This is a genomic window from Aestuariivirga sp. (assembly GCF_965227715.1).
GTDB lineage: Bacteria > Pseudomonadota > Alphaproteobacteria > Rhizobiales > Aestuariivirgaceae > Aestuariivirga.
On sequence record NZ_OZ245771.1, the window covers coordinates 4069757 to 4090196 of the forward strand.

General features: G+C 61.1%; 22 protein-coding genes. 14 read left to right on the forward strand and 8 right to left on the reverse strand.

From position 1 onward, the window contains the following. Nucleotides 1–2: 2 nt before the first annotated feature. A complete protein-coding gene (locus ACO06F_RS19400; protein ID WP_421694367.1) occupies nt 3–1292 on the forward strand; it encodes an RsmB/NOP family class I SAM-dependent RNA methyltransferase in 1290 nt (429 codons plus the stop codon). Nucleotides 1293–1329: 37 nt separating this feature from the next. On the opposite strand, the gene mntR is transcribed toward ACO06F_RS19400, so the two are convergent. Further along, a complete protein-coding gene (mntR, locus tag ACO06F_RS19405; RefSeq protein WP_421694368.1) occupies nt 1330–1770 on the reverse strand; it encodes a manganese-binding transcriptional regulator MntR in 441 nt (146 codons plus the stop codon). Nucleotides 1771–1857: 87 nt separating this feature from the next. Between mntR and ACO06F_RS19410 the strand changes: the two genes are divergently transcribed. The 6 genes from ACO06F_RS19410 (at nt 1858) to ACO06F_RS19435 (ending at nt 8372) form a co-directional block, all read left to right on the forward strand. Continuing rightward, on the forward strand, nt 1858–3201 hold the full coding sequence (locus tag ACO06F_RS19410) for an Nramp family divalent metal transporter (protein WP_421694369.1): 1344 nt from the start codon (nt 1858–1860) through the stop codon (nt 3199–3201). 198 nt (nt 3202–3399) lie between these two features. Then, complete coding sequence (locus ACO06F_RS19415; protein ID WP_421694370.1) at nt 3400–3732, forward strand: hypothetical protein; 333 nt, start codon at nt 3400–3402, stop codon at nt 3730–3732. 77 nt (nt 3733–3809) lie between these two features. Then, nucleotides 3810–4277 (forward strand): c-type cytochrome, encoded by a 468-nt coding sequence (locus ACO06F_RS19420; RefSeq protein ID WP_421694371.1) that lies wholly within the window; start codon nt 3810–3812, stop codon nt 4275–4277. 4 nt (nt 4278–4281) lie between these two features. Continuing rightward, a complete protein-coding gene (locus ACO06F_RS19425) occupies nt 4282–5196 on the forward strand; it encodes a c-type cytochrome (protein WP_421694372.1) in 915 nt (304 codons plus the stop codon). A gap of 61 nt (nt 5197–5257) precedes the next feature. Continuing rightward, complete coding sequence (guaA, locus tag ACO06F_RS19430; protein ID WP_421694373.1) at nt 5258–6808, forward strand: glutamine-hydrolyzing GMP synthase; 1551 nt, start codon at nt 5258–5260, stop codon at nt 6806–6808. 316 nt (nt 6809–7124) lie between these two features. Beyond that, nucleotides 7125–8372 carry a tyrosine-type recombinase/integrase gene (locus ACO06F_RS19435; RefSeq protein ID WP_421696727.1) on the forward strand — a complete coding sequence of 416 codons (1248 nt, stop codon included), beginning with the start codon at nt 7125–7127 and terminating at the stop codon, nt 8370–8372. 258 nt (nt 8373–8630) lie between these two features. Here ACO06F_RS19435 and ACO06F_RS19440 read toward each other — a convergent pair whose 3' ends face one another. The 6 genes from ACO06F_RS19440 to ACO06F_RS19465 all read right to left on the reverse strand — a co-directional run bounded on the left by ACO06F_RS19440 (nt 8631) and on the right by ACO06F_RS19465 (nt 13787). Then, a complete protein-coding gene (locus tag ACO06F_RS19440; protein ID WP_394946400.1) occupies nt 8631–9809 on the reverse strand; it encodes a restriction endonuclease in 1179 nt (392 codons plus the stop codon). 77 nt (nt 9810–9886) lie between these two features. After that, nucleotides 9887–10615, reverse strand: a complete 729-nt coding sequence (locus ACO06F_RS19445) for an AbiV family abortive infection protein (RefSeq protein WP_421694374.1) — start codon at nt 10613–10615, stop codon at nt 9887–9889. Further along, on the reverse strand, nt 10596–11546 hold the full coding sequence (locus ACO06F_RS19450) for a restriction endonuclease (RefSeq protein ID WP_421694375.1): 951 nt from the start codon (nt 11544–11546) through the stop codon (nt 10596–10598). The genes ACO06F_RS19445 and ACO06F_RS19450 overlap by 20 nt, the downstream gene beginning before the upstream one ends. An 86-nt stretch (nt 11547–11632) precedes the next feature. Further along, nucleotides 11633–12592 (reverse strand): bacteriophage abortive infection AbiH family protein, encoded by a 960-nt coding sequence (locus ACO06F_RS19455; protein ID WP_421694376.1) that lies wholly within the window; start codon nt 12590–12592, stop codon nt 11633–11635. Then, nucleotides 12589–13278, reverse strand: coding sequence for a hypothetical protein (locus ACO06F_RS19460; RefSeq protein WP_394946396.1), 690 nt, complete (start codon nt 13276–13278; stop codon nt 12589–12591). The genes ACO06F_RS19455 and ACO06F_RS19460 overlap by 4 nt, the downstream gene beginning before the upstream one ends. Further along, on the reverse strand, nt 13275–13787 hold the full coding sequence (locus ACO06F_RS19465; protein ID WP_421694377.1) for a hypothetical protein: 513 nt from the start codon (nt 13785–13787) through the stop codon (nt 13275–13277). The genes ACO06F_RS19460 and ACO06F_RS19465 overlap by 4 nt, the downstream gene beginning before the upstream one ends. Before the next feature lie 157 nt (nt 13788–13944). On the opposite strand from ACO06F_RS19465, the gene ACO06F_RS19470 reads away from it, so the two are divergent. After that, nucleotides 13945–14754, forward strand: a complete 810-nt coding sequence (locus ACO06F_RS19470; protein ID WP_421694378.1) for a DUF5677 domain-containing protein — start codon at nt 13945–13947, stop codon at nt 14752–14754. Between the two features lie 328 nt (nt 14755–15082). Here ACO06F_RS19470 and ACO06F_RS19475 read toward each other — a convergent pair whose 3' ends face one another. Further along, on the reverse strand, nt 15083–15349 hold the full coding sequence (locus ACO06F_RS19475) for a helix-turn-helix transcriptional regulator (RefSeq protein ID WP_394946490.1): 267 nt from the start codon (nt 15347–15349) through the stop codon (nt 15083–15085). A 142-nt stretch (nt 15350–15491) separates the two neighbouring features. Between ACO06F_RS19475 and ACO06F_RS19480 the strand changes: the two genes are divergently transcribed. The 6 genes from ACO06F_RS19480 (at nt 15492) to ACO06F_RS19505 (ending at nt 20425) form a co-directional block, all read left to right on the forward strand. Continuing rightward, on the forward strand, nt 15492–15746 hold the full coding sequence (locus ACO06F_RS19480; protein ID WP_421694379.1) for a hypothetical protein: 255 nt from the start codon (nt 15492–15494) through the stop codon (nt 15744–15746). 80 nt (nt 15747–15826) lie between these two features. After that, nucleotides 15827–16180, forward strand: coding sequence for a DUF2958 domain-containing protein (locus tag ACO06F_RS19485; protein WP_421694380.1), 354 nt, complete (start codon nt 15827–15829; stop codon nt 16178–16180). 409 nt (nt 16181–16589) lie between these two features. After that, on the forward strand, nt 16590–18416 hold the full coding sequence (locus ACO06F_RS19490; protein WP_421694381.1) for a ParB/RepB/Spo0J family partition protein: 1827 nt from the start codon (nt 16590–16592) through the stop codon (nt 18414–18416). 32 nt (nt 18417–18448) lie between these two features. Beyond that, nucleotides 18449–19584, forward strand: a protein-coding gene (locus ACO06F_RS19495) for an IS3 family transposase (protein ID WP_421694382.1) whose coding sequence is annotated in 2 segments (ribosomal slippage) — nt 18449–18719 and nt 18719–19584 — 1137 coding nt in all. Because the reading frame shifts where the segments join, the coding sequence is not laid out codon by codon here. Next, entirely contained in the window at nt 19581–19874 is a 294-nt protein-coding gene (locus ACO06F_RS19500) for a hypothetical protein (protein WP_421694383.1), read from the forward strand. The genes ACO06F_RS19495 and ACO06F_RS19500 overlap by 4 nt, the downstream gene beginning before the upstream one ends. 134 nt (nt 19875–20008) lie before the next feature. Beyond that, nucleotides 20009–20425 carry a hypothetical protein gene (locus tag ACO06F_RS19505; protein ID WP_421694384.1) on the forward strand — a complete coding sequence of 139 codons (417 nt, stop codon included), beginning with the start codon at nt 20009–20011 and terminating at the stop codon, nt 20423–20425. Nucleotides 20426–20440: the final 15 nt, after the last annotated feature.

A 20440-nucleotide genomic window follows, 5' to 3' on the forward strand; every position in this document is an offset into this window, starting at 1 on the left:
CCATGCGTCTGGCGGGCCGCGTCTCTGCGGCAATCGACGTTCTTACCGAAATTTTTGAGCGGCACCGCCCGTCCTCCGAGGCCTTGAAGGACTGGGGCAAGGCGCACCGCTTTGCTGGCTCCAGCGACCGTCACGCCATCGGCACGCTTGTCTATGACGCGCTGCGCCGCCGCAACTCCCTGTCGTTCCGCATGGGGAGCGATGCCCCGCGCGCCCTGGCGCTGGCGGCGTTACGGGACGTCTGGGGCCTGTCCGCCGATGAGATCGCGGCCCTGGCGGGTGAGCAGCATGGGCCCGGCGAATTGACGGGGCAGGAGCGGCAGTCGCTGTTGCGCGCTGTTCCGGCTGAGCGGTCGTTGTCTGTTGCAGGCGACATTCCGGACTGGCTCGTATCCTCCTATGAGCGGGTCTTTGGCCCGCGCGCGGCGGAGGAGGGGGCAGCGCTTGCCACGCGCGCTCCGGCGGACCTGCGTGTCAACACGCTCAAGGCCACGCGCGGCCAGGTCCTCGACGCGCTGGCGCGGTTCGGGGCGGTCGAAGGCCCGTGGTCACCCCTTGCGGTGCGCATTCCCGCGCCGGGACCGGAGCTTCGCAATGCCAATGTGGAGGCCGAGCCTGCCCATGGCCTTGGCTGGTATGAGGTTCAGGATGCAGGCTCGCAGGTCGCCGCCTTGCTGTCAGGCGTTGGTCCCGGCATGCGCGTGGCCGACATCTGTGCAGGTGCGGGCGGCAAGACGCTGGCGCTCGCGGCGCTCATGCGGAATGAGGGCAAGCTCGTCGCTCATGATCTCGACCGCTTCCGCCTTCGCCCGATCTTTGAGCGGCTGACGCGCGCCGGGGTCACCAATTGCGAAGTCATTTCCGCCCAGGACAAGGGCAAGTTTGCCGAAGCAGGACCCTTCGATTGCGTCGTCATCGACGCGCCCTGTTCCGGCTCCGGTTCCTGGCGGCGCAAGCCCGATGCCAAGTGGCGGCTGACACCCAAGCAGTTCGAGCAACGAATCAAAGACCAGCGCCAAGTGCTTGAAAACGGATTCAATTTGGCCCGGCCCGGCGGCACCATTCTCTACATCACCTGCTCGGTGCTGCCGGAGGAGAACACGGACCAGGTGGCAGGATTTCTGGCGCGGCACCCAGAGATGCAGGTCGTGCCCTACCGCGAACACTGGGCCCGCATGATTGGCGGAACGGCACCCAATTCCGCTGACGGGTCAGATCAGGGATTGCTCCTGACGCCAGCCCGGCATGATACGGACGGGTTTTTCATCTGCGTGATGAAAAAGGGAGCGTAAGTCCTTCATTTTGAAGGTTTTTATGAGGAAGATGGGACTACAACATCTTCCGGGCCAGGAAGCGGGCCATAGCCTTCAGCGTTTCATCGCTCACATGGTGCTCGATCCCTTCGGAATCGATGCGGGCGGATTCCTCGGAAACGCCAAGTGCCAGCAGGAAGGCCTCCACAATCTTATGCTTGCGGCGGCCGTCTTCCGCCATTTTCCAGCCGTCGCCGGTGAGGAAGATCGAGCGGTAGGGTTCCTGGGTGACGAGGCCTGCGTCCTGCAGGCGCTTCAGCGTCTTGACCACGGTGGCGTTGGCCACCCCTAGGCGCAAGGCCACGTCGGATCCGCGCGCCTCGCCCTTCTCGTCGATCAGGTCGGCGATCAATTCCACATAGTCTTCGGCCAGTTCCGACTGGTGGTCGGCCCTGATCCGGCTGAAGGCGGCCGAGCGTATTTTTGCCGCCCCGGGTTTCTTCGCGCGCTCTGCCACGAGGGAACTCCTGAAAAAAACATGAATTACCCTATTGCAAAGGGTTTAGCCAATGCTAAACTTTCCGCCATGCTGGAAGATGCTGCAATGACCTCTGCGGACGTGACCACGGAAGACGCAGGCTGGCGCCGCCGGAGAGGCGAGCCGCCGCTGGTAGACGTGTTCCGCACTGTCAGGGTTGGCAACAAGGGGTCGATCCTGCGCCGGGCCATGGCCTTTGTGGGGCCGGGCTTCCTGGTCGCCGTCGGCTACATGGACCCCGGCAACTGGGCCACCTCCATCGCCGGCGGGGCGCAGTTCGGTTATGCGCTGCTCACCGTGGCGCTGATGTCCAACATCATGGCGATCATTCTGCAATCCTTATGCGCCAGGCTCGCCATCGGCTCCGGCCGGGATCTGGCGCAGGCCTGCCGCGATGCCTTCCCACGCCCCGTTGCCTTCGTGCTGTGGCTGTTTGCGGAAATCGCCATCATTGCAACCGATATTGCGGAGGTCGTAGGAACGGCCATCGGCCTCAACCTGCTGTTCGGCATTCCGCTTGAACTCGGCGTGGTGATCACGGCGCTGGATGTTTTCGTCATTCTCTGGCTGCAGCGGCTGGGCTTCCGGTGGATCGAGGCCTTCGTGATTTCGCTGCTGGGTGTCATCTTCCTGTGTTTCGTGGTGCAGCTGGCACTGGCAGACCCGCAGTGGGGGCAGGTGATCCTGGGCTTTGCGCCGACGGTCGAGATCGTCAAGAACCCCGCGATGCTCTATCTGGCGCTCGGCATCATCGGGGCCACGGTGATGCCACACAATCTCTATCTCCATTCCGGCATCGTCCAGACCCGGGCCTATGGCGACAGCCCCCAAGAAAAGCGGGAGGCGCTGCGCTTTGCCACATGGGATTCGACGGCGGCGCTGATGTTCGCACTCCTCATCAACGCCTCCATCCTGATCCTTGCCGCCGCCACCTTCCACGAAAGCGGAAGGACCAGCGTGGCGGAAATCGGCGAGGCGCATTCCATGCTGGCACCGCTGGTGGGTTCACTGCTGGCACCGAAGCTCTTCGCCATTGCGCTATTGTGCTGCGGCCTCAATTCCACGGTCACCGCCACCATGGCGGGGCAAATCGTGATGGAGGGGTTTCTCAACATCAGACTTCCGGCCTGGGCCCGCCGGCTCATCACCCGAATCGTCGCGATCGTGCCCGCAGCGGCTGTTACCCTCTATTATGGGGCAGAGGGAACGGGGATGCTGCTGATCCTGAGTCAGGTCGTCCTCGCCTTCCAGCTTCCCTTCGCCATCGTGCCGCTGGTGATGTTCACCAGGGACAGGCGGAAGATGGGTGACTTTACGGCACCGGGCTGGCTTACACTCCTGGCCGGCCTCACGGCTGGAATCATCATCTGCCTCAATGTAAAATTGCTGTGGGACCTGCTCCTGGCCTGACATTCAGGCCTAAACTGAGGTTTAGGAGGCCCCAATTCCAGTCTTGCTGCACTGCATATAAACTCCGGGCCAATGGGCGGCAGGAGAAGGCATGGCTATTTCCAGCACCGTTCGCCGGACTGGCGGATGGCCTGCAGCGCAGAACGGCGGCGCAGCGCCCCTCCCAACACACTTCTGATGAATTTGGAAAATCAAACCATGAAACGTATCCTGTTTGCGCTTCCCCTGATGGCCATGGCTTCTTCCGCCTTTGCGGCGGGCTTGACGGTTTCGAACCACAGCGGCCTTCCGATTGACGAGCTCTTCGCTTCACCCGCAGGCAAGGGCGCTTTCGGCGCCAATCTGATGGAAGGCATCAAGGAAGGCGCCCTGGACGATGGCAAGACGGTGACGATCGCCGCACTTCCCGACGGCGCTTATGACTTCAAGGTCTCCGCTCCCGATGAGGGCGTGCTCTGCACCATCAAGGACGTGACGGTGAAGGGCTCCAAGATCACCTTCACGGCCAAGGAAGGCAAGGCCTGCAAGTAAGGCTTCACCCTCATTCCGGGGGCGCCAGCGGGCACCCCCGGGCTGCCGGACACAAGTTCCAGATCTGGAGATTGACCATGAAAATGAAACTGGCCGGAGCGCTGCTCCTGAGCCTAGGACTTGCCGTGGCAGGCGCCGGAGCAGGCCTTGCCCAAAGCTCCGCCGATGCCCTGATCACCGCCCGCCAAGCGGAGATGAAGACCAATATGAAGGCCATGAAGGCCCTGGTCTCCATTCTCAAGGGTGAGACCCCCTATGACGATGCAGCGGTCCAGAGCGTGGCCAAATCGATCCAGGATGCGCATGCGGCCTCCACCGCCGCCGATGTCTGGAATGTCTCCACCCAGACGGGTGCCACGGTGAAGACCGATGCCAAACCCGAGATCTGGTCCGATCCTGCCGGCTTTGCCGCAGGCTGGACGGCGCTGGATGTGGCTGTGGCGGGTCTTGAGGCCAGCCATGACGAGGCTTCCTTCAAGGCGGCTTTCCCCGCCCTCGGTGCGGCCTGCAAGGGCTGCCACGAGAAGTTCCGGGCTGCTGATTAAGGCCATGGCCATGTCCCGCATGGGCCTGCTCGCGGCGGCAGGCGCCGTCATCCTCACGGCCGGGGCGGCCCTGGCCTGGGGGATGAGTACGCCTCATCCTCTGGCCGAAGCGGCCCTTCCGGCGCATGTGGCCGACGCCGCAAACGGGAAGATCCTGTTCAATGCTGCAGGCTGCCTCTCCTGCCACAAGCCGGGGCCAGACCTCAAAGGCGTGGACGCATCACTTCCGGCAGGCGGCGCGCCGTTCAAGACGCCGGTGGGCGTGTTCTACCCGCCCAATCTGACGCCCGATCCCGAAACCGGTATCGGCACATGGACGGACATCCAGTTCGTCAACGCCGTGCAGCATGGCATTTCGCCCGAAGGTGAAAACCTGATCCCGGCCTTCCCCTATACCTCCTATGCCCGGATGAAGACGGAGGACGTGCTCGATATCCGCGCCTATCTGGCCTCGCTTCCTCCCGTCTCCGCACCGGAGAAGGAAGCGGAGGTCCCCGCTGCCTGGCTTGTGCGCCGCGGCGTTGGGTTGTGGAAGCACCTGGGCCTTGATACCGCGCAATGGACACCCGACCCCACCCAGTCCGCCAGCTGGAACCGGGGCTCCTACCTCGCCAATGGGCCCGGCCACTGCAATGAATGCCACACTCCGCGGAGCAGTCTGATGGTGGCGGATATGAGCCGGCAATTCGCAGGTGGGCCCCATCCGGGCGGGGAAGGCAAGGTGCCATCCCTCCGGGGCCTTATCGCCCGCGGCAAGTACAAGGATGCGGCAGACCTGGCCTCCGCCTTCCAGAACGGCGAGATGATGGGCTATGAGGACATGTCCTCCGGCGGCATGGGGGAGGTGCAGACCAACCTCTCGAAGCTGCCCGATGCGGATGTTCAGGCACTCGCTGAGTATATCGCCAGCCTCAAATAGCCGGGATCAAAGCTCGAGGTCGCATCTTGCAGACTCGTGTCCTCCTCCTTAAAGACCCCGCATGCAAGACCGTATCCTCATCATTGATTTCGGCTCCCAGGTCACCCAGCTCATCGCGCGGCGCATCCGCGAGGCGGGGGTCTATTCGGAGATCGTCCCCTTCCAGTCCGCCGAGAGGGCGCTCGATTGGCCGGGCCTCAAGGGTATCATCCTCTCAGGTGGGCCTGCCTCCGTGCATGAGGGCGGAAGCCCGCGGGCGCCGGACCGGGTGTTCACCCGCGGCGTGCCGGTGCTCGGCATCTGTTATGGCGAGCAAACCATGTGCGCGCAGCTGGGCGGCAAGGTTGAGGCCTCCGACCACCGCGAATTCGGCAAGGCTTTCGTTGAGGTGAAGGAGCCCAATGCGCTGTTCGATGGCGTGTGGGAAAAGGGCGAGCGCCACCAGGTGTGGATGAGCCATGGGGACCGGGTGACGGGGATCCCGGATGGTTTCAAGGCGATTGCGACGTCGGAAGGTGCCCCCTTCGCAGCCATTGCCGATGAGCACCGCCAGTTCTACGCCACGCAGTTCCACATGGAGGTTGTCCACACGCCCGACGGCGCGAAGCTCCTGCGCAATTTTGCGCGCGAGATCTGCGGCTGCAAGGGCGACTGGTCCATGGCGCATTTCAAGTCGGAGATGATCCACAAGATCAAGAAGCAGGTGGGCTTCGAGCGCGTGATCTGCGGACTTTCCGGCGGGGTTGATTCCGCCGTCACCGCCGTCCTCATTCATGAGGCAATCGGCGAGCAGCTGACCTGCATTTTCGTCGACCATGGGCTGATGCGCCTGAACGAGGCGGAGGAGGTGGTGACCCTCTTCCGCGAGACCTACAATATTCCGCTCGTCCATGTGGATGCCAGGAAGCTGTTCCTGGGCGAACTCGCGGGCGTCACCGACCCGGAGCAGAAGCGCAAGATCATCGGCCGGCTGTTCATCGACGTGTTCGAGGCAGAGGCGAAGAAGGTGGGCGGTGCTTCCTTCCTCGCGCAGGGAACGCTTTATCCGGACGTGATCGAAAGCGTGTCCTTCACCGGCGGCCCCTCCGTTACCATCAAGTCCCACCACAATGTGGGGGGGCTTCCTGAGCGGATGAACATGAAGCTCGTGGAACCCTTGCGCGAACTCTTCAAGGATGAGGTGCGGCTCCTCGGCCAGGAACTGGGCCTGCCGCAGCGCTTCGTCGGCCGCCATCCGTTCCCGGGCCCCGGCCTCGCCATCCGCATCCCGCATGATGATGTGACGGAAGAGAAACTCGAGATCCTGCGCAAGGCGGATGCCGTCTATCTCGACGAGATTCGCAAGGCCGGCCTCTATGACGCGATCTGGCAGGCCTTCGCCGTGCTGCTCCCCGTGCGCACCGTGGGCGTGATGGGCGACGGCCGCACCTATGATCGCGTGCTGGGCCTGCGCGCCGTCACTTCCACAGATGGCATGACGGCTGAATCCTATCCCTTCGACCACGCCTTCCTCGCCCGCGTCTGCACTCGCATCATCAACGAGGTGAAGGGCGTCTCCCGCGTCGTCTATGACGTGACGAGCAAGCCGCCGGGGACGATCGAGTGGGAATGAAATGATGTGGTTCGCGGCGTTTCGTGAACTATCGCAACATCATCATAACTAGCTGAAATCAAACAAAAAGTCAAGCGTTCACTATCGGAGCCTATCGCCTTAAAGCGATGGGCTCTGACGGTGCGCGCGACGGTATGCGTTTTTCGCCGTCAGCCGGATTTTTGCCCTACCGTCAGGCCAAAAACGGCAGCAGCCCACGAAAAACCAAGTTAGTACGCTGTTTTATAATGATTATTCTCGTTGATTGACGGTATCGGATTTGACGGTAAAATTGGGGCTCGAAAAGGCGCTTTCGATCGTCAACGAGGCCGTCCCCATGCTTACAGACATGGCCATCAAGAGGCTGAAACCAAAGGATAAATTATACAAGGTGGCCGACCGTGACGGTATGTACGTTTCCGTCGCCACGACAGGCCAAATCACCTTCCGATACGACTACCGTCTGAACGGTCGCCGGGAGACGCTAACGATCGGCCGCTACGGCGCCGATGGCCTCACGCTCGCCGAGGCACGCGAACGCTGCATCGCGGCACGCAAGCTGGTGGCGGAGGGGCTTTCCCCGGCACATGAGAAGCAGCGCGACAAGCGGCGCAAGGCCATAGAGCGCAGCTTCGGTGCGGTGAGCGCCCTATGGATCAAGGACGCGCGCATGGCGGAAAGCACCCGCTCGATGCGCAAGGCCATCCTCGATCGTGACATTCTCCCCGCCTGGAAGAACCGCCTTCTGACCGAGGTGACGCCGGATGATCTGCGACAGCTCTGTGCCAAGGTGAAGGAGCGCGGCGCCCCCGCGACCGCCATCCACGCCCGCGACATCGTCAAACAGATCTTCGCCTTCGCCATCCTGCATGGGGAGAAGGTGCCGAACCCGGCCGACGAGGTCGGGCCGGCCTCGATCGCGACCTTCCAGCCGAAGGACCGGGCGCTGTCCCCGGCCGAGATCAAGATCATGCTGCAGCGGATCGAGCACGTGCCGACCCTGCCGACCATCCGCCTCGGCCTGCGTCTGATCCTGCTCACCATGGTACGCAAGAGCGAATTGCAGGACGCAGTCTGGGACGAGGTTGATTTCGAGAACGCCGTCTGGACCATTCCGAAGGAGCGCATGAAGCGGTCAAAGGCGCACAACGTCTACCTGTCGCAGCAGTCGCTCGACATCCTCATCGCCTTGAAGACCTGCGCCGGCAATTCGCGCTATCTCCTTCCGTCCCGCTATGACGCCGATGCCCCCATGTCGCGCGCGACGTTCAATCGCGTGACCACGGCCGTTGTAGCGCGGGCGAAGAAGGAGGGGCTGCCGCTGGAGCCGTTCACAGTCCACGACCTGCGCCGAACCGGCTCGACGCTCCTGAACGAAATGGGCTTCAACAGCGACTGGATCGAGAAATGCCTCGCCCATGAGGACGGGCGCTCCTCGCGTGGCGTCTACAACAAGGCGGAATACGAACCGCAGCGCCGGCACATGCTCCAGGAATGGGCTGACATGGTCGATGCCTGGGTAAACGGAGTGAAGCGCGCGCCGGCGCTGTTGCCACCGTCGATGGCGTTTATGGGAGGCAATTGAGAATCGGGCAAAGCACGAAGCGCCGGACCTTTTGGCATTTCCTCAGCTAGACTGTTACGTCCGGGATGGGGCCGATTGCCGACTGTCGGGTTTCAGTAGCACTCCATAGATAGCGGCCGTTTGCTACCGTAGCCCACCCGCGCGATATGCCGCCAATAGGGCTGCGAACGCGCGATATCTACATTCCAGATCAGCACATCGGCACCATCAAGGTGAAGTCGCGCAATTTTCACTAATCGTTCCTGCTCTATCCGTCCGTCAGTGACCCCGCAGACCAAACTCTGCGATGACTGCAGGTCGGGCGGCCAGAAGGCGTTCGAGGTGGCTTTCCGCCCACATCTCAACGCGCGGGGATGCACCGCTCGCATTGTGCTGCTCGATCCAGGTAACCGCATCAGCGGTGAACCGCCCGCTCGTCGCCAAGATGAGAACATCGACCCGAGGATTCGGCCAAAGTGCCATTTGATCCTTGGTCGACGAGACCTCCGCAACGCTCACGCTACGGGTCTTCCAGTGCTTGCATTGAATGACGACACGAAGGCGGATGGTGCCTGACAGTTCGTCCTGGATCACGCGCATCACAGAGAGGTCACGTCCCCTGTCCGGCGCTCTCGTCTGCATGAGCCACTCTGGATTTTCATAGCCTGGCGTGTCGCTGATGAGCGTGAAAATCAGACGCTCGAAAGTCTGATCGTCGATCTTCGACCAAGCCAACGCTGTGGTGATAGGGCCCGTCGGCCGCGCTGCGACCAGGGCCGACAAGTCCTCGACCTGAACCGGCACGGCCTCGTTGGCGCCATACAAACCCTTGCGGAGCGTGCCTTTGACGTCCGGCCAGTCCATCGCTTCGATATCATGGAGATCGCCGACACATCCAAAATGCATGTGACGCATCATGTCGGACCACCGCGCTGGTTTCTTCACGCTCGAGCCGAGCAGAACCTCGATCTGCCTCATATGCTCGCGCATCTCATTCCAGACTTCTTTTTCGATCTGGTGCGGACGCTCCGCATCCGGCCCGACGACCGCGCGAACGCCGCGAATGTCCGCGTCAATCTGATCGATCAGGCTGATGAGCGCGTCTCGGATGAGCGCTCTTCGCATATTGTTGAACCGGAAACGATACTCTTGGAGTTCACGTCCGGGCTCCTCAATCCAGCGTTCGACGGACACGTGCGCGCTCGGCTCATCAATCTCCATCGCGTCCAGTCGGCTTTGGGCTACTCCGTCGAGATCCGGCGGCGTTGCGGTCGGCTTCCATCCCCCGATTTTCGGAAGGCTAGCGACGAGAAGATCGAATGAACGAACCCGATCTTCATATTCGACATTCGCGCCAAAATTGATCCCAGTCGGGATCATCGAAGCGATCTCATCCCACAATCGTTCCAGCTTGATGAGATTGGCTTCCGTCGCCTCGAACTGCTCCAGAGCCGCCATCAAAGTGCTGCTTGTCGAATCCAACGCTGGCATGCGCCTCCACTCCGCCTCCTCAAGATAAAACGATCCACTCGAAATTAGTGCGCTCTACCGGCCAACTTCGCTTTTCCTGCCTCCAGGATCGAGGACAACATCGTCTCCATCGCCTCCTCAAGGCTATCCGGTTCTTCCGCCCGCAGCCGCTCCGCCTCCACGACGAAGCCGGATAGCAGATCCCGAATGACCTCGGGCGACGCGGTCAAAGTCCCTAATATCCTCAATGAATTCTGCGCATAGCCAAGAAACTCCGCGTTTCTCTCAGTGATTTTTTCGAGCATTTCCTTGGTAATGCGCTCGCTTGGCGCGACGAATTCCCCGTCCAACCAATCCACATAGAACGATGCGTTTTTGTTTCGGTTCGAGTCATCGTGAAACGCATCTTGCGTCTTCTTGAACGCCTCTCTCGCAGCATCCCAATCACCGCGCGCCCGCGCCGCCAACTCATCCTCTGAAGGTTCCAGCATGTAGGCATTCGACTTGTTCTTCGAGGAATGGCGGGCAAATGCAGCCAGCACCTTCTTCTGATTCACTTCGAAACCTAGAACCAGGCTGACGGCCCACACTCCGAGATTGCTGACTTTCGAACACTCCTCGAGCGAAATCTGGTGAAGGCAAAGAGCCCGGGCGATACCACCGGCTTTCGCCAGCAGCTCGGCCTCAAAAAATAGCTGCTCGGCATTGGCGAAGGTTTTCTCCGCACCTTGAAGCAGAACGTCCAGCGACGCCTCCTTCTCATTTTCTCTCCCATCAGCCACCCGCATCTCCATTGAAGAGAACTTCGGTCAGGTTTTCTGGCGGTGACCAAATCCCCGACTTCGCCTTCACATATGTTCGGCATAGAGTAACGATCTTGTCCTGATCGCCAAACCTCAGCTTTTCCCGCTCGATTGTCGTCAGCTGTTCAAAAGCATTCTCGGTGAACCCATAGGTCGACAAAAACAGGCCTCCGGCCTTCTTCTCCTTCACGATCACCTTCAGGAGCTTCATCACAGCGTCAGCACCGACCCTCGTCGATGACCGCCAGTGCTTTATCTCGACGTAATAGATCGCTCGTTTGCCCGCGACCTCGCATTCCAGAATGACGTCCTTCCCGCCATCCTTCGATCCAGGCGTCAGCGTTACCCGGAAGCCGAGCCCATCGAAGACCTCGGCAACGATCCGCTCAACGTCCCGCCATTCCAAATGAGCCAAGGCACCCGGTTCGCGTGCAATGAGCCGCGCGAAACGCTCACTCAACTCGCGCAGCATGACCCGCACCTCTGTCTCCGCATCGGGCCCAGCTTCCCGCACGAGCTCAAGCCAGCTGCGCAGATCGTCCAGCGCTTTGAGTTCGACTGTCAGGGGAAGGTCGCGCTCGACCGTCGCCCTCGCCGAATTCGTGAAGGCACAATTGCTAACGAGGATTACCCGCCCCATACCTTTCAGAAGACCGGCTCCGATTAATGCGCGAACCTGCTCAATCGAAACCTTTGAGCCTCGTCTATAAAATTTGGTTTCGACGCCCAGCCTTTCGGACAAGCCCAGCGCCGGATCACCGCGCACACCCACAAAGTCGAGACCTTCGTCGCGAGCCCCAGATGTCACCGCTATGTCGAAACCCTCGACCCGAAGGATAGGTACCAAGATGCCGACCAAGATGCGCTCGGCTTCCATCACAGACGGCGATTGGTCGATTTCAAGCCGAGCAATATCGGCCATGATGCGACTATATTCTTCATTGGAAATTCTATTCGGGGCGGTCGTCGCCAAATTTATACCCTCCGATTTCAAAACTCATCAATCGTTCAAAACGCATTCAGCAAGGCATAATCGGTCAGATGGGCCGGCACACCCAACGACTCCATCCGCTTACGCAGCCCATCAAGATCCCCGTAGTAGCTGACCTTCCAGCTCACCCGGTTGACGTCAATATTCGCGATGACCTCCTCAAAATACGGGTGATCAACCTCCGACACCGAATGTCCCATCACAACAATCCGATCGACATCCGACAGCCCGGCAAAGAAGGCTGCGTTTTTCTCGATGACTTTGGCGGTGGGTTTGAACGTGTCTCGGAAGTAATCGTCGACAATCTCCTGCCCTTCGACGACACGCATATCCGCACCCTCCGGATCTTGCTCGAAACGATAGGGATCCGGGTTTGGATCGGGCTCCCATCCATGGCCCAGCACCAACGTCTCCGTTGGGTTCGCCGCCGCTCCATGGATATGCAACACGTTGATGTCGGGAACCCCATACAGACGTTGTAGCGACGGCGTGTAATTGAAGTTCAAGAAGACAGCCGAGGGATCCACTGGAACGTGCTGCCCGCTGAACTCAGCAGCCGATGGGACAGGAAGCTGGCGTATCCATTCGGCGAAGCGCAACCGCAACGTCGTCGAGATCGCCTCGACCGCCTGCTGAATCTCGTACTGGTAATCGTGGTGGTATGCGTCGCTCCAATCGTCGGCGCCATATCCGACCAGAAAGTTGGACGCGTCCTCAATCAGCGAATCGCTGTCCAACGCGGCCAACCGATCCTCGAGTTCGGCCCAGAACTGAGCATCTATCGTCAAGTATTTTTCGACTAACTCGTAGGTCTTGTCATCCGACCGCCGGAGATATTCTCCGAACGCTTTATAAGATGACGGAATTCCGTGGTGGAGATCGAAGCCGTTTCCAATGATATAAAGCGTTTTCCCCATCGAAGCCCTTCGGTGTTTTCCCGTTTGCCAGCGCATTTGCTCATTTGCATTGCTCTTCAATCGCTCACGTCTATATCCGGCTCCGCGATCAACTCCTCCGCCAACTCCGAAAGCCACGGCGAAACATCATCGATCTGAACCGCGCTGGCGTGAGCCCTGTAATAATCGCCAACCGTCCGGAAGCGCTCCCCGAACCGCTCCGTAAACATCCTCTGCAGCTTGGCGTTTCTGCTCAAGACGCTCGACATGGCGCGACCACCTGTCAAGAACCTGATCGCATGCTCCGTTCCGAGCAAATAGAGGTGCTTACGCTTCGCCGTCGGATGCTCCGCAAGCCGCAGGTAATCCTTGAAAACCGAATTCTGGCGGATCGTCTCGGGCCCGCCTCTCCACTGAATGAATTTGAACTCGGCAACCCGAACATTCGTTTCCAGATCGAAATCGCGGCCCGTATTTCCCGCACCGAGAGACACAGATTCGACGCGCTCGTCCGGCTCGAGAATATGTGGCAGACACATAAGGATGCCGAGTGCATGGATTGTGACATTGATCTGTCCGGCAAGCCGCTTCATGCCGGCCGCGGCCGCAAGCACCTCACGTCCTGCCCCAGCATTAGCGAGGAAGCCCGTACAATCAACTGCCGAAACGCCTCGCACCGCGCCTTCGATGCGCGATAAGGTCTGCGTCAAATCCGGGCCAGTAAAGCGGCCGAGCAGTTTAACGATCTCAACAGGATCGGCAGTCAACCTTCTCCCCCCAGCTCAGCGCGCATCCACTCCGTCAACTCTTCGTCCAGAGCGGCGTCGACATAGACGTCGCAACGCGGCGCGATCCCCGCCTTCACGTCGATTACCAGATGAAGCCCAACCAAATACCCGTAGGCTCCTGCCTGTTCGGTCATCCCCTTGAGTTTCCAGATGTCCCCATCGAAGTCCTTGTTGGTCGACTTCTTGACCTCGACGACGAGCAAATTGTCACGCTTCCCGACCCGATGTACGATCAGGTCAGGGACGATCGCGTCCTTCCCAATCAACTCATCATCGCTCAGGTCATAGCGAAGGCGCTTGATCACATCCTCGCGCCGATTCCATTCCAGATCGATCGACCAGCCGGCATATTCCCCATGCAGGAGATCGCGAACCCGAGCGACAAGCGCCCGCTCGGCGGGATCCGCATAGGCAATATCCTTATCCTGCAGAAGTGCACGCACCGCCGCCGCGAATACCGAAAGTACTTCTTGTAAATCATCCCTCATGACATTCATCTACCATGAAGCACCTCAACGAAAATCGGGACCGCGACGTGATAACCGAGTTCGCCCGCAAGAAGACGAAACCCAACACTCTTTGCCTTTCCCATATGCCTGCCGATGGCATCGGGCTCCCTCGAAATTCTGTCAGGAAACCCCAGCCATGCCAACTTTTTCGGAGCTATTTTCCGTGACCGAACAGAAATCGCGCTCATCGCAATGGCTTGCCTGGATGAATGATTATGTCGATGCTGCTAGGCGCTTCAGTTCAGAATACCCGGTCGACGTTGTCTCAGACGAGGAAAGGGAGCTGATAGCGCTCAAAATGGCGCTGTACGCCCGAGCGCTGACACTGTTCGAGGGCGCCTTGCTCCTGCTCGAAAACGACCGACAGCTTGATTTTCGCATCCATTCCCGGGGCGTCCTTGAGGCCACGATGTACCTCATCGCGCTGGACCGAAATCCCGCTTTCGTCGCAAAAATGAAGGACGACGATTTCAAGAGCCGGCATTCGCGGGCTGCTCTTCATCTTGATGCGAAGACGTTCAGCGGCACCGACGACGTCAGGCAACAGCTGCAGGAATTTGTAGATCAAGGGCTCCAGGGCGCGAAGGCAATCCAACTCGGTACGCTCCTGGAGGGCAGCGACTTCGATCGGCTTTATCGCAGCTATCGTGATATTTCCGGGGACGCGGCTCACGTGAGTGTCACCGCTCTCAACCGGCACTATATCGAGCATCCCGAAACCGGCTCGGCAACACTGACCCTTCATCCTGCGCTCGATGACGACGATTTTCAGCGCACGATGACAGAGCTCGGTATTTCAATGACAATTGCCACTCTGCTCATCATGAAGATCAAGGCAAAAACGGACGTTTGGGACGAATTTCAGACGTTACTTCGACGCTACCGGGCCTTGGCGAGTGAGCAGCACCGCGCGGACCAGCCGTCGAAGCAGGATGAGAACGCCTAAAAATCTCAAATTCAGTCTCTGGGGGGAGTTTAGTTGGGAAATTTCATTGCAGCAGCTCACGACGTTCGACAGGTTCTCGTCGGCCGCATCGTCACGATGGATGGGAACGGTACGATACCCTCCCTGACCAACATTAGCGTTGTTCTTATCTCTGCTCAGCGAACGGCAAGTTTCTGGAGCACCAAGTCGTAGTTTGAATGACCAAAATGGAGGCGCAAAGCCGAGCGTCCGCTATCAAAGCGCCGACCAAGGCCCACTCTGGCGCCAGCTGAACGTCGATCTGACTGGCCACTCCTTTCGAACGACCGGCAGGAAAATGTAGTTCCGTTCATCCAAGCTGAATTGGGGGCTTGACCGGTCGGGTGCGGCGTTGACGAACATCCGGCGCCGGTGCTTTGCGCAAGGCGTCTGTCTCCGATGCGTGGCGCCGTCCGTCGAGCCAGGTCTCGACCTCGGCCAGATCCCACACAACGCAGCGTGGCGTCAGGAAGAAGCGCTTGGGAAACTCGCCGCGCTGTTCCATCTCGTAGATCGTCGTGTCGGCGAGTGGCACGATCTTGCGAAGCTCCGGGCGGCGGATCACGCGCTTGAGCAGATCGGCGAGCGGCTGAAACCGCTTGAAGCTGCTCTCGGCAGGCTCGTTGGCGGGTGGCTGCACAGAGTCGGAGGCCAAGGCCGGATCTTCTCTTGAAATCGTCTGTTCGCGTTTCATGTCGATCGCCTTCGATCGCTGTGGAATGACTGCGACCAAGGTGATGCATGTCGCTCGTTCATTGAAGACATCGGGCGTCGACGTGCGGGAAACGGCGGCCATCGCGCGGGAATCGGAAGGCAATCGCGAGCGACACATCACCCCGCATTCCCCAAAGCCCGGCACGTCCTTTCCTGAGCGCACTGTGCCTGTGGCCTTCGATCTTCCCCTCTCGCCAAGCTTCGGTAACGCTGGCCGCCGCCGCGACGCGGTCAAGCCCGGCCCGCACCAGACCGTGTAGGGCCTGACCGCGCCGCTCGATTGCGCCGGCCGAACGCCTCCTCGCCCTCGATCGGAGGGTGACATCGAATGGAGGCCGACATGGCCGCAGCGCTCATCACCAACGAACTTTACACCCGGCTTCTCGCCAATGGTGCTCGCAGCGCCGCTGGCGAGGACATCGATCCGCGTCCCGTCGTCAAGCTCTTCACACCGGACGCCGGCGCCACCTGGCTTCTCACCGAAGCCGATCCCGAAGACCCCGACCGTTTGTTCGGCCTCTGCGATCTCGGCCTTGGCGAACCCGAGCTCGGCTATGTCAGCCTTGCCGAAATCCGCACGGTTGGCGGACGGCTTCGGCTTCCGGTCGAGCGTGATCTCCACTTCAGCGCCGAGCATCCCTTGAGCTGGTACACTCAGCGCGCCCGCCAATCCCGCAGGATCGTCACCGACTGACGATCGCAACCGCGCCCCGCCTTCGGGCGGGGCGCTTCGTCGTGCTTATGATCCGTCCGGAGACGGAAATGCGGAGATCAGGATGTAGGGCTTTCAGGTTCTACGGCTTTGCACATCCTGATCCGGTTTTCATGCCTGTCACCCGCTGGCGCTCATGCCGGGCAGTCGCTTGGGGGCGCTGCCCCCTGGCGCGGTGCAAGGGATCGCTGACGCTCGGCCGGGACGGTCTCCCCGGCCTTCCGCGCGGATGCGTGTTCCAGACTTTCGCCCATAGTTTCGATCCGCTTGTGCAGGCCGGGTGATCCCCCCTCCGTCCCGACCGCCCTTGCACCTTGCACCCCCCGGTCTCGGCGACGGCCAGGGTTGCAGCGCAGCGCTGCGCTCCAACCCAAGCCAAAGGATCAAGACTATGACCAACACAGTCGAAACGACCGCCACGGTTCTCGAAGCTTCTGCCACTGAGAATGGCGCGGTGCTGTTCGTGCCGCTGAACAAGTTGAAGAAGTCGCCTCGCAACGCCCGCAAGACCCCGCACAGTGAGGCCCATATCGAGGCGCTGGCCGCCAGTATCGCCGCCAAGGGGATGCTGCAAAATCTGGTGGTGGAGCCGGAGACGAACGCGGAGGGCGAACCGACCGGCTTCTATTTCGTCACCATCGGCGAGGGCCGCAGGCTGGCGCAGATGCTGCGCGTCAAACGCAAGCAGATCAAGAAGACGGAAGCCATCCGCTGCGTTCTGGATACCGAGAACGATGCGACGGAAATCAGCCTTGACGAAAACGTCACTCGCGAGGCGATGCACCCCGCCGACCAGTTCGAGTGCTTCCGCGAGCTGGCTGAAAATCGCGGATGGGGTGCGGAGGAAATCGCCGCTCGGTTTGGCGTGACCGCCCATGTCGTCAGGCAGCGCCTTCGCCTTGGTGCCGTCAGCCCGAAGCTGATGCAGGTTTATCGGGACGGCGGCTTGTCGCTGGACCAGTTGATGGCCTTCGCCATCACCGAGGACCACGACCGGCAGGTGCAGGTCTACGAGAACCTGTCGTGGAGCCGCGACCCATCCACCATCCGGCGCGACCTCACGAAGATGAACGTCGCGGCGACCGACCGGCGTGCGATCTTCGTCGGTGCGGACGCCTACGCCGAGGCGGGCGGCACCATCATCCGCGACCTCTTCACCGAGGACCGGGGCGGCTATTTCGAGGACGCCGCGCTACTGGATCGGCTCGTCATCGACAAGTTGGAAGGCATCGCCGCTGAGGTGCAGGCAGCCGAGGGATGGAAGTGGGCTTCCGTTCAAATCGACTTCCCCCACGCGCACGGGATGCGCCGCAGCTATCCGCATCCGGTGGACCTGTCGGCGGACGATGGCGCCGCTTTTGGCGCGGCGCAGGAGGACTATGACCGCCTGTCGTCGGAGTACGAAGGTTACGAGGAACTGCCGGATGAGGTGGATCGGCGGTTCGGTGAGCTTGAAGCGGAGATCGAACGGATCGACGCCAAGCGCTGCGCCTATGACGCCGACGAGATCGCGCGCGGTGGCGTGTTCGTCATCCTGAACCATGACGGCATGTCCCGTATCGAGCGTGGCTTCATCCGCGCCGAAGACGAGGCCCCGAAATCGACGGACGTGGAGCAAGCGACCATCACGGAAGATGGCGAAATCGTCGGGGACGGGGGAAGTGGAGAGGACGCCGAACCACAGTCGGAGGACGAGGAAGCCGAGGATGCGGGGAAGCCGCTATCGGACCTTCTCATCCGCGACCTGACCGCCCGTCGCACCCTGGGTCTGCGTCTCGCCCTTGGCGAGCAGCCGGACATGGCGCTTGTCGCTGTGGTCCATGCGATGGCGGCGCAGACCTTCTATCGCGGCGGGGAAGCGTCGTGCCTCGAAATCCGGTTGACCAGCGCCTATCTCGCCTCCCACGCTGACGGGATCGAGAATACGCCCGCCGCGAAGGCGCTGGCGGATCGTCATGCCGGATGGGCGTCGGACATGCCGCGCGACGTTGCGGACCTGTGGGCCTTCGTCGCCGGTCTGGACTATGCAAGCCTCATGGCTTTGCTCGCCCATTGCGCTTCGCTGACGGTCAATGTGGTCAGGATACCGTGGGAGCAAAAGCCGAATGCCCGCGCGACGATGGAGAAGTTTGCGAGCGCGGTGGCGCTGGACATGGCGGCGCACTGGACCCCGTCCGTGCAGACTGAGGTGGTCCCCGTCCGACGGGCAGTTCGATAAGCTTGGGTCGACCTGAGAGAAGGACGATCCCGATGATGGGGAAGCGGAAGCGGTATTCGGCGGAATTCAAGGCCAAGGTCGCCCTGGAGGCGATTCGCGGTGAGGCGACCGTGGCGCAGCTGACGGTGAAATACGGCGTCCATCAGACGATGATCAGCGCGTGGAAGAAGCAGGCGATCGACGGAATGTCGGGCGTCTTCTCCGGCAAAGCCGAAGCGGCGGAGAATGCCCGCGACGGTGAGGTCGAGAAGCTGCACGCGATGATCGGCCAACTCGTTGTGGAGCGGGATTTTTTGAAACGCGCCTCCGGACGCTGAGCGTCGGCCGGAGGCGCGAGATGATCGAACCCGACCACCCCAGGCTCACGATCCGACGCCAGTGCGAACTCGTCGGCATCAGTCGTTCGGCGTTCTACGCGCCGGCAGCGGCCGAGACACTATTGAACCTGTCGCTGATGCGGCTGGTCGACGAGCAGTTCCTGGAGACACCATGGTACGGATCGCGACAGATGGCCCGTCATCTGCGTCGGCACGGCCATGCCGTCGGAAGAAAGAGAATCCGGCGGCTGATGCGGAAGATGGGATTGCAGGCGGTCTATCAACGACCGAGGACGACCGTCCCGCATCCCGAGCACAAGAAGTGGCCGTATCTGCTGCGGAACCTCGACATCGTCAGGCCGAACCACGTCTGGTGCGCCGACATCACCTACATCCCGATGCGCCGCGGCTTCCTCTACCTCGTCGCGGTGACGGATTGGGCGAGCCGGCGGGTGTTGGCGTGGCGGCTGTCGAATACGATGGACGTCGACTTCTGTATCGCTGCGGTCGAGGAGGCCATGGCGAGGCATGGGAAGCCCGAGATCTTCAACACGGACCAGGGCAGCCAGTTCACCAGTCCACGGTTCATGGAGGTCCTGACCGACGCGGGCGTTCGAATATCCATGGACGGACGGGGCCGGTGGATGGACAACGTCTTCATCGAACGGCTATGGCGGTCGATGAAGTACGAGTGCATCTACCTCCATGCCTACGAGACCGGCTCGGAAGCCCGTGCCGGCATCGGACGGTGGATCGACTACTACAACTTCGACCGACCTCACTCGACGCACGGTGGGCGTACGCCCGTCGAGGTCTACGAGGAGGCCGGCGACATCAGACTGGCGGCGTGACGGACCACAGGCTCAAGCTTACGACGGCCGCCAATCTGTCCAGCCGGACGAGACCACCTCAGACCTATCTCGGTCGCGTCACCAAGGCGCATATCCACGCCGCCGTGCGGGAAGCGGTCGGTGATGAAGCCGCCGAGCGGATCGCGGGTTTGAAGAAGGCAGAGATGGCGCAGGCTGCCGAACGGCTTCTCGCCGGAGCCGGCTGGCTGCCGTCCGTGCTGCGCACCGCACGGCCCGCATCGCGCGATGCGGTGTCGGAAGCGGAACCCTTCGCGCAAGCTGCCGAGTGAGGACGAGCCGGGACCGCGCGAGCGGTCCCGGTTTTTTCCCCCGCTTTTGCTTGGAAAAATTGCGGTCGCGCGAGGGCGAGCTTCGCGCGACCGACCGATGACCGTGATCGTCATCGGGTTGGGAGGAAATTGCGATGATCGCGCTCTTGGGTATGGCCGCCGCCTTGGTCGCCGGTCTTTGTATCCTGGTCTATACACTCGCCGTCTATGCGCTGCCCTTCATGCTCGGCGTGGAGGCGGCGCGTTGGACTTACGCCTCTGGCTCCGGCCTGATCGGCGCGGGACTGGTAGGGCTGATGGCAGGTGTCGCCGCCTATGGTCTGTTGCTGATCCTGTTTACGGCGGTCCGTCTCCCGATCCTTCGTCTTGCGGTGGCGCTCGCCTTCGCCGCTCCGGCTGCGATCGCCGGCTATGCGCTGGTCCACGGCATCACGCGGGAGGTTGTACCGTCAGAGGTATGGCGCATGATCTTTTGCCTTATCAGAGGCGGCATCACCGGCCTGTCGGGGGTGATGCGGTTATCCGCACCGACGAACGGCCACTCCGCGTAGTTAAAGAGTAACGGT